The organism is Cupriavidus sp. 05N38, from assembly GCF_056397345.1.
Window position 1 is genome coordinate 22,945 of record NZ_JBFTNF010000068.1, and the last position, 11,698, is coordinate 34,642.

At 68.6% G+C, this 11,698-nt stretch carries 11 protein-coding genes and 1 pseudogene; 4 read left to right on the forward strand and 8 right to left on the reverse strand.

From position 1 onward, the window contains the following. Positions 1 to 2 precede the first annotated feature (2 nt). Together AC1DK4_RS33840 and AC1DK4_RS33845 are read left to right on the forward strand one after the other, a co-directional pair. Positions 3 to 813 (forward strand): annotated as a pseudogene (locus AC1DK4_RS33840) (sulfite exporter TauE/SafE family protein). A gap of 110 nt (positions 814 to 923) precedes the next feature. Beyond that, positions 924 to 1,625, forward strand: coding sequence for an SIMPL domain-containing protein (locus AC1DK4_RS33845; protein WP_441623207.1), 702 nt, complete (start codon positions 924 to 926; stop codon positions 1,623 to 1,625). On the opposite strand, the gene AC1DK4_RS33850 is transcribed toward AC1DK4_RS33845, so the two are convergent. The 8 genes from AC1DK4_RS33850 to AC1DK4_RS33885 all read right to left on the reverse strand — a co-directional run bounded on the left by AC1DK4_RS33850 (position 1,585) and on the right by AC1DK4_RS33885 (position 10,140). Continuing rightward, positions 1,585 to 2,241 carry a nucleotidyltransferase family protein gene (locus tag AC1DK4_RS33850; protein WP_441623209.1) on the reverse strand — a complete coding sequence of 219 codons (657 nt, stop codon included), beginning with the start codon at positions 2,239 to 2,241 and terminating at the stop codon, positions 1,585 to 1,587. The genes AC1DK4_RS33845 and AC1DK4_RS33850 overlap by 41 nt on opposite strands. After that, positions 2,238 to 3,347 (reverse strand): XdhC family protein, encoded by a 1,110-nt coding sequence (locus AC1DK4_RS33855; RefSeq protein WP_441623211.1) that lies wholly within the window; start codon positions 3,345 to 3,347, stop codon positions 2,238 to 2,240. The genes AC1DK4_RS33850 and AC1DK4_RS33855 overlap by 4 nt, the downstream gene beginning before the upstream one ends. Positions 3,348 to 3,382: 35 nt before the next feature. Next, positions 3,383 to 4,585 (reverse strand): vWA domain-containing protein, encoded by a 1,203-nt coding sequence (locus tag AC1DK4_RS33860; RefSeq protein WP_441623213.1) that lies wholly within the window; start codon positions 4,583 to 4,585, stop codon positions 3,383 to 3,385. Beyond that, positions 4,579 to 5,472: an AAA family ATPase gene (locus tag AC1DK4_RS33865; RefSeq protein WP_477132050.1), complete on the reverse strand. Its 894-nt coding sequence runs from the start codon at positions 5,470 to 5,472 to the stop codon at positions 4,579 to 4,581. Before AC1DK4_RS33865 ends, AC1DK4_RS33860 begins: the two co-directional genes overlap by 7 nt. 15 nt (positions 5,473 to 5,487) lie before the next feature. After that, positions 5,488 to 6,153, reverse strand: coding sequence for an SRPBCC family protein (locus AC1DK4_RS33870; protein WP_441623217.1), 666 nt, complete (start codon positions 6,151 to 6,153; stop codon positions 5,488 to 5,490). A gap of 52 nt (positions 6,154 to 6,205) precedes the next feature. Then, positions 6,206 to 8,617, reverse strand: a complete 2,412-nt coding sequence (locus AC1DK4_RS33875) for an aerobic carbon-monoxide dehydrogenase large subunit (protein WP_441623219.1) — start codon at positions 8,615 to 8,617, stop codon at positions 6,206 to 6,208. 85 nt (positions 8,618 to 8,702) lie between these two features. Next, entirely contained in the window at positions 8,703 to 9,224 is a 522-nt protein-coding gene (locus tag AC1DK4_RS33880) for a (2Fe-2S)-binding protein (protein ID WP_441623221.1), read from the reverse strand. Between the two features lie 49 nt (positions 9,225 to 9,273). Then, positions 9,274 to 10,140 carry an FAD binding domain-containing protein gene (locus tag AC1DK4_RS33885; RefSeq protein WP_477132051.1) on the reverse strand — a complete coding sequence of 289 codons (867 nt, stop codon included), beginning with the start codon at positions 10,138 to 10,140 and terminating at the stop codon, positions 9,274 to 9,276. A gap of 275 nt (positions 10,141 to 10,415) precedes the next feature. Here AC1DK4_RS33885 and AC1DK4_RS33890 point away from each other — a divergent pair, with 275 nt between their 5' ends. Beyond that, positions 10,416 to 11,222 (forward strand): LytTR family DNA-binding domain-containing protein, encoded by an 807-nt coding sequence (locus AC1DK4_RS33890; protein WP_477132052.1) that lies wholly within the window; start codon positions 10,416 to 10,418, stop codon positions 11,220 to 11,222. A gap of 205 nt (positions 11,223 to 11,427) precedes the next feature. After that, on the forward strand, positions 11,428 to 11,698 hold a 271-nt coding region (locus tag AC1DK4_RS33895; protein WP_477132053.1), incomplete at its 3' end, for a hypothetical protein.

Below are 11,698 nucleotides of genomic sequence, written 5' to 3' on the forward strand. Positions count from 1 at the left end.
TCATGAGCTTCTCCCTGATTCCCGGGCTGCTGCTGCTCGGTGCCTTTACTGGCTTCTGCGCCGGCCTGCTCGGCGTCGGTGGCGGCATGCTGATGGTGCCTTTCCTCACGCTGCTGTTCACGTACATGGCCTTCCCGCACGAGGCCATCGTCCATATGGCGATCGCCACCTCGATGGCGACCATCCTGTTTACCTCGCTGTCCTCCGTGCGCGCCCACCACAAGCGCGGCATGGTGCGCTGGGGGCTGGTGCTCGCGCTGGCGCCAGGCATCCTGGTCGGCGGCATGATCGGCGGCGGCAAGGTCTTTGCCGCGCTCAAGACGAGCTGGCTGTCGCTGCTGTTCGCGCTGTTCGTCGGCTTTTCGGCGTGGCAGATGCTGCGCAACCGCAAGCCGGCGCCACACCGCCAGCTGCCCGGCACGCCGGGCATGCTCGGCGCTGGCGGCGTGATCGGCTTTCTCTCCAGCCTCGTGGGTGCCGGCGGCGGCTTTGTCTCGGTGCCGTTCATGACCTGGTGCAACGTTCCCATCCACAATGCGGTGGCCACGTCGGCCGCGCTCGGCTTCCCGATCGCGGTGGCAAGCGTGATCGGCTATGTGTGGAGCGGCCTGGGCCAGGCCGGGCTGCCGCCGGGCTCGCTCGGCTATATCTACCTGCCCGCGCTGGCGGTGATCGCMRTGGCCAGCGTGCTGACCGCGCCGCTGGGCGCGCGCACCGCGCACAGCCTGGACGGCGCAGCTCAAGAAGGTCTTCGCCGGCCTGCTGTTCTGCCTCTCGGCCTATATGTTCTGGAAGGCCTGGCACGCGTTCTAGCACGGCGCAGCGGCCCGGCGGATACATGCAGATACAACGTTGGCCCCGCGTAGCGGAACGATCACCTGCGCCACGCGTCTGATACGCATCGTCTGAACGGGAGAAACTACATGAAACAACTGCTTGCCGCCACGCTGCTCGGTACCGCCGCCATGGTCGCATCCGCCCAGGGCGGTGTCCCGACCCACGATCCGGCGCCGGCCGGCGTGCTGGCGCTGGCCGCCCAGGCCGCCACCGACGTGCCCACCGACGTGGTCCACCTGACCCTTGCCGCCGAGCAGGAAGGCGCCGAGCCGGGTGCGATCTCCTCGGCACTGTCGGCCAAGGCAAAGCAGGTGATCGAGCAGGCCAGGCGCACTTCCGGCGTCCAGGCCGAATCGGGCGGCTTCTCCATCAACCCGTCGACCGACCGCAACGGCCGTATCAGCACCTGGCGCGGGCGCGCCGAGGTGATCCTGCAATCGCGCGATTTCACCGCCGTGTCCAAGCTCGCCGGCCAGCTTTCCAGCCAGATGCAGGTGCAGAGCATCGCCTTCTCGCTCTCGCGCGAAGCACGCCAGGCAGCCGAGGCCAAGCTGACCGAGCAGGCCGTGGCCTCGTTCCGCGGCAAGGCCGACGCCACCACCAAGCTGTTCGGCTACAGCAGCTATTCGATCCGCGAAGTGCAGGTCGGCGATGTCGGCGCGGTGCAGCCGGTGCCACGCATGTATGCGGCCAAGGCCATGATGGCGGACTCGGCGCCGGTGCCGGTCGAAGGCGGCAAGGCGCAGGTCACGGTGACGGTAAACGGCTCGGTGCAGATGCTGAAGTAAGCCGTTCCACGATACGCGCGTAGTCTTCGGGCGTATCCATATCGGTAGTGAAGCGGTCGTGGCCGGCCTCGTGGACGAAGACTTCGTCCGGGTGGTCGGCGATCAGCTTGCGGCAACCCGGGTTCACGTGCCCCGCCACCACCTCGGCCGCATAGCTCGCAGAGAACGCCACCGGGTTGCCGCGCTGCCCCGCGTGCACCGGCACCACGATCGAGCCGCGCGGCATCGTCGCGAAGGCGCGTACCAGCTCCAGGTAATCGGCCGGCTCCAGCAATACCTGGTCGGCCAGGCACACCAGCACCACGCTGCATGGCATGCGCAGCGCGGCCACGCCGGCGGCCACCGATGTCATCTGTCCTTCTTCGTAGCGCGGATTCGGCTGGAAATCGACCGGCAGGCCAGCGAGCGCGCCGATGACCTCGCGGCCCTTGCATCCCGTCACCACCACGACCTCCAGCGGCCGCGCGGCCAGCACCGCGCGCACGGTGCGCCTGACTGCCGGCTCGCCGTCCAGCGGCAGCAGCAGCTTGTGTTGCCCACCCATGCGCGACGACGTGCCCGCGGCCAGTACCACCGCAGAGAAGGCGGGCAGCGCCACATCCGCATGCGCGCTCACGTCGTCTCCCGCACGCCCCGCGCCGCCGGCAGGTATTTCTCCGGTTCGCGCTCGAACTCCACCTTGCAGCCGTCGCAGCAGAAATACACGCGCTGCCCGCCATACTCGACCACATGCCGGGCCGATGCGATATCGACCGTCATGCCGCACACCGGGTTGATGTAGCGGGCCAGTGGCGGTACCGCCGACGCGCCCGGCCCGACCGGCGCCATCGATTCGCACGGCAACATCACCGGCGGCGCGTCCACGCTCGCCGCCGCGGCCCCGGCGCACTGTTCCTGTTCCAGCTGCCGGCGCAATGCCACCAGCCCCGCGACCGCGCCAAGCGCGATCTCCTGCGGCGTGCGTGCATGGATATGCGGGCCGGCCGGCGCATGCAGCGCGTCCAGCCGCTGCGGCGCGATGCCGCGCCGGCGCATGGCTTCGCGCAGGGTCTGCGCCTTGCGCTGGCTTGCCACCAGCAAGATGGCCGCGGCCGGGCTGCGCAGGGCCGCTTCCAGCGCGTCTTCGTCCGCATCGCCCTGGGTGGCCACCAGCACCAGCCGCGGCGCGAGCAAGGCGAAGGCTTCCTGGTCATAGCCGTCGATCACCCGGCTCAGGCCCAGCGCCGCCAGCGGCACGGTCACGCTCGCCGCGGCCGCCACGGCAAGCCCCATGCGCTGCGCCAGCACGCAGGCCTCCAGCGCGGTGGGCGTGGAGCCGAGTACCAGTACCACGGGCGGTGGCAGGGTCGGCTGGATGAATACGTCGAGCGTGCCGTTGCTCGCGCATGGCATGGCGTGCATCTCGATGCCGGCTTCGGCCGGGGCGGTCGCGTTGCTGATGCGCAGCAGCTTGGGCCCGCCGCTGCGGATCGTCTCGAGCGCGGCCTGGATCACGATCGCGCGCGAGCAGCCGCCGCCAACCCAGCCGTGCAGCGAGCCATCCTCCTCCACCAGCGCCTGCGCCCCCACCCAGGCCGAGGTAGGCGGCTGTGCGCGGATCACGGTGACGACCGCGAACGGACACGCGGCTTCGATCAGCCGCTGCTCGCGTTGCAGGAGCGCTTCGCAGTCGATAGCCTGCGCGGTGGCGTCTTTCGTCTCGTCTTTGCTAGCGTGGTTCATGGCGTGATCCATCATGGCGTGATCCATGGCGTCGTTCATTGCAGTACCGACAAGACCTGGGGCAGCACCTGCTGCAGGCTCGCCAGGTCGCGCGCGCCTGCCAGCAGGTCGACGTACGGCAGTGCCGCCGACATGCCGGCGCTCGCTGGCGTAAAGCCCGCCTGGCCAACCAGCGGGTTAAGCCAGACCAGCCTGCGGCAGCGCCGCCGCATCTTGTGCAAGGCCTCCTGCAGCAGCCCGGGCGGCCCCGCGTCGTAGCCGTCACTGACGATCACCACCGCCGTGCGCGAATGCAGCAGGGCCGCCCCGTGCCGGCGGTAGAACGCCTCGAGGCTTTCACCGATACGCGTGCCGCCGGCCCAGCCGGCCGACAACAGCGCCAGGCGCTCCTGCGAGCGCCATGGGTCGGGATCGCGCAGCGCCTGCCCCACGTTTTCCAGCGTGGTGTGGAAGATGAAGCAGTGCACGTCGGCCAGGCGCGCGCTCAGCACGCGCGCCAGGCGCAGGAAGAAAAAGCTGTACAGGCTCATCGAGCGGCTCACATCCAGCAGCAGCACGATGCGCGGCCGCTGCCGCCGGCGCTGCCGCCACGCCAGTTCCAGCGGCAGGCCGCCGCGCGACACGCTGCGCCGGATGGTGGTGGCCAGGTCGATGGTGCGGCCCGACATCGCGCTGCGTTCGCGGCGCGTCTGCAGGCCGCGCAGCCGCTGCGCGAAGCGCCGGATCGCGTCGTCGATGGCGAACAGCGCGTCGGGCTGGTTGAGATGGCGGAAATCCGCGTGCACCAGCGAGGCCTCCGCGCTGGCGCCGCGCGCCGCCGCGCTGCCCTCCGCCTGCGCCATGTCTGCGTCGGCACCGGCCGATGCCAGCGCGGTGCCTTCGCTGTCGTCGCCCAGGCCGGCCTCGCGCCGCGGCTCGATACGCCCGGCGCCGCCGGTCTGCGCCTGCACCAGCGCGCGGCGGTTGGGCCGCTGGAAGTAGGCATCGAACAGCGTGTCGAAGCGCCGCCACTCCTCGGCACGCGAGCACAGCAGCGCGCGCAGGCTCCAGCGCAGCAGCTCGCTGTCGAGCTGCCCCATGCGGCGCGCCACGTCCATGGCGGCGGCCATGTCCGGGCCGGCCACGCGGAAGCCATTGGCGCGCAGCCACCCCGCGAAGCCGGTGTAGCGCGACACCAGCCTATCGGCGAGGTCCTGCGGGAGCGCGCCCTGCGCGGCGCCGGGCAACGCGGTCAGCATGAGGCCGCCAGCTTCTCGACGACCGGGCGCGCCAGCCCGGCCAGGTCCGCGCGCGTCTTCACCAGCGCGGACAGCGAATCCATGATCCGCTCGGCGCCGTCGGCATCGAGCGCGCTCACGCCCAGGCGCAGCAGCGCAGAGGCCCAGTCCAGCGTCTCGGCCAGCCCGGGGCGCTTCTGCATGTCCATCTGGCGCACTGCCTGCACGAACTCGACGATCTGCCGCRCCAGCGCCTCCGGCACGTCCGGCACCTGCATGCGCACGATCATCAGTTCCTTGTCGAAGCTCGGATAGTCCACGTACTGGTAGAGGCAACGGCGGCGCAGCGCGTCCGATATCTCGCGCGTGCCGTTGGAGGTGAGCACCACGTAGGGCCGCTCGGTCGCGCGGATCACGCCCAGCTCCGGGATCGACATCTGGAAATCCGACAGCAGCTCCAGCAGGTAGGCCTCGAACGCTTCGTCGGTGCGGTCGATCTCGTCGATCAGCAGCACCGGCGCCGGCGTGGCGGTGATGGCCTCGAGCAGTGGGCGCTTGAGCAGATAGCGTTCGGAGAAAATGTCCTGCTCCTTGTCGGCCACGGAGCGCTGGTCATGCTCCAGCAGCTTGATCGCCAGCAGCTGGTGCTGGTAGTTCCACTCGTAGAGCGCCGAATGCGCGTCCAGCCCCTCGTAGCACTGCAGGCGGATCAGGCGCGTGTCGAGCAGCCGCGCCAGCGTCTTGGCCACCTCGGTCTTGCCAACCCCGGCTTCGCCCTCGAGCAGCAGCGGACGGCGCATCTCCATGGTCAGCAGCATGGTGGCGGCGAAGCTGCGCTCGGCGATATAGCCGTGCTGCGCCAGGCGCTGTTGCAGCGCGGCCACGTCAGGCATGCGGTCGACAGGCATGGCATCACCCCTGGCTCAGGCAGCCTTGCGCGAGAAGATCCCGCGCAACCAGTCGCGCAGCACCGCCCACGCCAGCGCCAGCCCGTTGAGTTCGGCGCGCGGCGGCGGCGGCGCCGCAGCAGCAGCGGCCAGTGGTGGCACCGGCGCGCGACTGGACACCGGCTGCGCGGCGTCGGCGTCGGCTTCGGCCGCGCCCCCCGCCACCTCCGGGGCCACCTGTGCCTGCCGCGCCTCCACCAGCGCAGCGAAGTTGGCCGCGAACTGCTTGAGGATCTGGTCGGCCACGGTGTTCATCATGCGCCCGCCGAAAGCGGCCGCCTTGCCGCTCATCGCCACCTCGCTCCTGCCTGCCAGCTCGCAGGCCGCGCCAGCGCCGGGCCGCACCGTCGCCAGCAGGTCCATCGACGCGCCGGAAGTCCCGGTCGAGTCCGCGCCCTTGCCCGCCAGGTGCAGGCTGCGCGCCGCCGGGTCCAGGCCCAGCACTTCGATATCGCCCTTGAACGACATCGTGGCCGGCCCGAGCCGCACGACGATGGTGCCCTTGTAGTGCGTGTCGTCCACGCGCCCGGTGATGGTGGCGCCCGGCATGCAGCCGGCCACCGCCTCGATGTCCTGCAGCGACTGCCAGGCGGCATCGGCCGTGGATGCCAGCGGGAAGACCTTTTCGAGCACGACTTTCATCTGCTTGTCCTCGCATGCGTGCGCGCCACGGCGCGCGTTGGCGGGCCGGGCTTCAGCGCTGCGCCAGGCCCAGCGCGCGGCATTGCTGCCAGACGCGGTAGGCGTTGTGGGGCATGTTCATGTGCGTGACCCCGAGGTGGGCGAAGGCGTCGACCATGGCCGAGGTAAAGCACGGGATCGAGCCGACGTGCGGCGATTCGGCCACGCCCTTGGCGCCGATCGGGTGATGCGGCGACGGCGTGACGGTGAAGTCGGTGTCCCAGTGCGGCGTCTCGAGCGAGGTCGGCACGAAGTAGTCCATCAGCGTGGCGCCGAGCAGGTTGCCGGCCTCGTCGTAGGGCATCTCCTGGCCCATCGCCACCGCGAAGCCTTCGGTCAGGCCGCCGTGGATCTGCCCTTCGATGATCATCGGGTTGATGCGCGTGCCGCAATCGTCCAGCGCATAGAAGCGGCGCACGCGCGTCTCGCCCGAATAGCGGTTGATGTCGAGCACGCACAGGTAGGCGCCGAACGGGAAGGTGAAGTTGGGCGGATCGTAGTAGTCCACCGCCTCCAGCCCCATCTCCATGCCTTCGGGCACATTGTTGTAGGCGGCCCAGGCCACCTCCTTCAGGGTCTTGAACTTGCCCGGCGAGCCCTTGAGGACGAAGCGGTCGAGGTCGAACTCCACATCGTCCGGGCCGGCCTCGAACAGGTGCGCGGCGATCAGCCGGGCCTTCTCGCGGATCTTGCGCGCCGCGCGCGCCACCGCCGCGCCGGCCACCGGCGTGGAACGCGAGCCATAGGTGCCGAGCCCGTAGGGCGCGGTGGACGTATCGCCCTCCTCCACCTGGATCACCGAGGCCGGGATGCCGGCCTCCGACGCGATGATCTGCGCATAGGTGGTCTGGTGGCCCTGCCCCTGCGTGATGGTGCCCATGCGGGCGATGGCCGAGCCGTCCGGATGCACGCGGATCTCGCAGGAATCGAACATGCCGATGCCGAGGATGTCGCAAGCCTTGGACGGCCCCGCGCCGACGACCTCGGTAAAGGTGCACACGCCGATGCCCATCAGCCACTCGGCCTTGGGATCCGCGCGGCGCGCGTCCTGCTCGGCGCGCAGCGCGGGATAGTCCACCGCGGCCAGCACCTTGCGCAGCGCGGGCTCGTAGTCGCCGGAGTCGTATTCGAGCCCGAGCGGCGTGAGATACGGGAACTGGTCCTTGCGGATGAAGTTGCGCAGCCGCAGCTCCGTCTTGTCCATGCCGAGCTTGAGCGCCAGCACATCGATCATGCGCTCGATCAGGTACACCGCCTCGGTCACGCGGAACGAGCAGCGATAGGCCACGCCGCCCGGAAACTTGTTGGTGTAGACGCCGTCGACCGAGACGAAGGCGTTGGGAATGGCGTACGAGCCGGTGCACACATGGAACATGCCGGCCGGCCACTTGGTCGGATCGGCGCAGGCGTCGAAGGCGCCGTGGTCGGCGACCACGTTCACGCGCAGCGCCTTGATGCGCCCGTCGCGGTCGGCGGCCAGTTCGCCCTTCATGTGATAGTCGCGCGCGAACGCCGTGCTGCTGAGGTTCTCGGCGCGCGACTCGATCCACTTCACCGGCCGGCCCAGCACGATCGACGCCACGATCGACACCACGTAACCGGGATACACGCCCACCTTGTTGCCGAAGCCGCCGCCGATGTCCGGCGAGACAATGCGGATCTTCGACTCGGGAATCGCCGACAGCATGCCCACCACCGTGCGCACCACGTGCGGCGCCTGCGAGGTGATGTACACCGTCAGGTCACCGCGCACCTTGTCGTAGGACGCCACGCAGCCGCAGGTCTCCAGCGGGCACGGATGCACGCGCGGATACACCATGTCCTGCGTCACCGTGACCTCGGCATTGTCGAAGGCGCGGTCGGTCTTGTCCTTGTCGCCGATCTTCCAGTTGAAGATATGGTTGGGATGCCGGCGCGCGCCATGCGCGCCCACCTGCTTGTCGCGAATGTCCTCGCGGATCACCGGCGCATCCGGCGCCAGGGCCTGGTGCGGGTCCACCAGCGCCGGCAGTTCCTCGTACTCCACCTCCACCAGCTCGGCGGCGTCGGCCGCCACGTAGCGGTCGTCGGCGACCACGAAGGCCACCTCCTGGTTCTGGAAGCAGACCTTCTCGTCGGCCAGCACCGCCTGCACGTCGCCGGCCAGCGTCGGCATCCAGTGCAGCTTGAGCGGCTTGAGGTCGTCGGCGGTCAGCACCGCGTGCACGCCGGGCAGCGCCAGCGCGCGCGACTTGTCGATCTTCTTCACGCGGGCGTGCGCGTAGGGGCTGCGCACCATCGCCCCGAACAGCATGCCCGGCATCTTGATGTCATCGACATAGGTGCCCTTGCCCTGCAGGAAGCGCGGGTCTTCGCGGCGCTTGCGCGAACAGCCCATGCCCTCCAGCGCGGCGAGGCGCTCGGCTTCGGCGGTCATCGTTCCCATGGTGCGTCTCCGTGCGTCTGCTTGAGCCTCCGGGCGGGACCGGTCCACGCCCGGCGTTGCCCTCTTCCCGTCCTTGCGACCGCGTTTAGTGCGTTGCCTCGTCCATCAAGGGATGCGAGGTCTGGACCGCTTCTCCGCGCAGCTTGCGGGCGGCATACTGCACCGCTTTCACGATGTTCTGGTAACCCGTGCAGCGGCACAGGTTGCCGGCCATCCAGTAGCGGATCTCGTCTTCGTTCGGGTCGGGGTTTTCCTGCAGGAGGCGGTACGCGCGCATCAGCATGCCGGGCGTACAGAAGCCGCACTGCAGCGCATGCTCCTGCATGAAGGCTTCCTGCAACGCATGCAGCTCGCCGCCCTGCGCCAGGCCCTCGACCGTCAGCACCTGGGCACCCTCGGCCTGCACCGTGAGCACCGTGCAGGACTTGACCGACATGCCGTCCATGTCCACCGTGCAGGCGCCGCAGTGCGAGGTCTCGCAGCCGATATGCGGACCGGTGTGCAGGCATCGCTCGCGCAGCGTGTGGATGAGCAGTTCGCGCGGCTCCGCCACCACATCCGTGTCCTTGCCGTTGAGCTTGAACGACACCATCACTTTCTTGATCATGTCCGGTCTCCGCTGGGGCCTGCAATGGGTTCGACAATGGATATGGCGCTCAGTGCGCCGCCCGCGAATAAGCGACGCGCAGCGCGCGCTGCGTCATCTCGCCCGCCATGGCCGTCTTGTACGCGGCGTCGCCGCGCAGGTCCTCGGCCGGGTCGCACACCGCCATCGCCAGGCGCGCTGCCTCGGCGATGGCCGCATCGTCGAGCGGCTTGCCGCGCAGGCTCTGCTCGGCATCGCTGGCGCGGATCGCCGTGGGCGCGACGTTGGTCAACGCGATGCGCACGTCCTCCACGGTTTCGCCGCGCAGGCGCAGCATCACCGCCGCGGCGGCGGTGGCGAAATCGCCGGACTTGCGCTTGAGCTTGGCGTAGCAATAGCCCGTTCCCTGCACCGGTACCGGGATGCGGATCTCGGTCAGGATTTCGCCCGGGTCGAGCAGCGTCATGTAGGTGCCGAGAAAGAAGCCGTCTGCCGGCACCACGCGCTCGGCCAGCTTGCCGGCCAGCACGAAGGAGGCGTCCAGCGCCATCATCAGCGCCGGATGGTCATTGCCGGGATCGCCGTGCGAGATGTCGCCGCCGATGGTGCCGCGGTAGCGCACCTGCGGGTCCGAGATCAGGCGCGCGCCCTCGACCAGCAAGGGGCATTTTTCCTGCAGCAGGGGCGACCAGATCAACTCGTTCTCGGTGGTCATCGCGCCGATGCGGAGCTCGCCGCCTTCCTCGCGGATGCCCTTCAGGCCTTCGACCTTGCCCAGGTCGATCAGGTGGGCCGGCTCGGYGAAGCGCAGCTTCATCATCGGCAGCAGGCTGTGCCCGCCCGCAAGCAGCTTGGCGCCGTCGCCGTATTCTTCCAGCAGCGCTACCGCTTCAGGCAGGGTCCTGGGCGCATGGTATTCAAAGGGGCGAGGGATCACGCTGGTCTCCTTGGCTTGCGCGGCCACGTGCACCGGCATGTGCGCCGCATGTGCGCCGGCATGGGCATCGCCATGTGCGCCGGTCCGGCGGCGTGCGCGGATCGCTGTGTTTCCTGAAGCATTTCATAATGCAGCGCAGCAAAGCAATGTGGCTTCCCGAACGCAAGGCTGTGCTGCGCCAAACGCCGGGAAACTTGCACGAACCACGGCAGAGGCATACAACTGAAATGCCGCGCAGGCGCGCGATGGCCCGACGTCAGACCTGGAGACAAGCAATGGACCGCCTTGCGCCGTTCACCACGCCACCGCCGGAGGYGCGCCGCAGCGAGACGTTCCAGCACAAGCTGGAGCAGTTCAATCCCGGCATCGTCTGGCTCGACGCGCAAGGCCGCGTCACCGCCTTCAATGACGTCGCGCTGCAGATCCTCGGTCCGGCCAGCGAGCAGTCGCTGGGCGTCAGCCAGGACCGGCTGATCGGCATCGACGTGGTCCAGTTGCACCCGGAGAAAAGCCGCGAGAAGCTGCGCTTCCTGCTGCAGTCCGAAGACGCCAGCGGCTGCCCGGTGAAGTCCCCGCCGCCGCTGGCCATGATGATCAATATCCCCGACCGGGTGCTGCTCATCAAGGTGTCCAAGATGACGGACACGAGCGGTGTATGCGGCACCTGCRTGATCTTCTACGACGTCACCGACATCACCACCGAGCCGCACCAGACAGCTTCGGCCGGCAGCGCCGCCTCGCCCCGGCGGCTGTTCAAGATCCCGGTGTACCGGAAGAACCGCGTGATCCTGGTGGACCTGAAGGACATCGTCCGCTTCCAGGGCGACGGCCACTACACGACCATCGTGACCAAGGACGAGCACTACCTGTCCAACCTCTCGCTGACCGACCTCGAGTCACGGCTCGACGACAGCGTCTACCTGCGCGTGCACCGCAGCCATATCGTCAGCCTGGCGCATGCGGTGGAAGTGGTGCGATCGGAGGAGCGCATACAACTCGTCATGGCCGACGCCCAGCGCACGCCGGTACCGGTGAGCCGGACGAAGATCGCGGAGTTGAGGGAGAGGTTGGGGGTGGCTTAGGGGTGGGCTCTTGGCCTTGGCCTCTTTGGATTTTTGTGTGCATTCAGGGTGCGCCTGAGTCTGTGGGCCTAGCGGCTTGGGCCTCTTTGGATTTTTTGTGTGCATTCAGGGTGCGCCTGAGTCTGTGGGCCTAGCGGCTTGGGCCTCTTTGGATTTTTGTGTGCATTCAGGGTACGCCTGGGACTGTGGGCCTAGCGGCGCGGGCTTGGTAGCCCGTTCGCACACATGTAAGTGTCACTTTTCTTTTCTCGAAAAGAAAAGTAACCAAAAGAAAGCGATTCTTGCAGAAGGCTGGGCGCTCAGACTTTATGGGGGATGGTGGTTTCGTGGTGGGCGCGTTGGCTTCGGCTGGGCTGCTGACGCTGCCGGTTTGCTCGCCTGCGGCATCGCGGGTGGTGTCCGATTCGTGGTGGCGCTGCATGATGGCGATAGCCCAGGTGGTTCAGGCTACTGCCGCGACCGGGGTGGATGGGCAC

What these genes read in the sequence shown, in the direction of transcription:
- AC1DK4_RS33845 (WP_441623207.1), top strand. Translation starts at nt 924, where the DNA reads ATGAAACAACTGCTTGCCGCCACGCTGCTCGGTACCGCCGCCATGGTC.
- AC1DK4_RS33855 (WP_441623211.1), bottom strand. Translation starts at nt 3,347, where the DNA reads ATGAACCACGCTAGCAAAGACGAGACGAAAGACGCCACCGCGCAGGCT.
- AC1DK4_RS33860 (WP_441623213.1), bottom strand. Translation starts at nt 4,585, where the DNA reads ATGCTGACCGCGTTGCCCGGCGCCGCGCAGGGCGCGCTCCCGCAGGAC.
- AC1DK4_RS33870 (WP_441623217.1), bottom strand. Translation starts at nt 6,153, where the DNA reads ATGAAAGTCGTGCTCGAAAAGGTCTTCCCGCTGGCATCCACGGCCGAT.
- AC1DK4_RS33875 (WP_441623219.1), bottom strand. Translation starts at nt 8,617, where the DNA reads ATGGGAACGATGACCGCCGAAGCCGAGCGCCTCGCCGCGCTGGAGGGC.
- AC1DK4_RS33880 (WP_441623221.1), bottom strand. Translation starts at nt 9,224, where the DNA reads ATGATCAAGAAAGTGATGGTGTCGTTCAAGCTCAACGGCAAGGACACG.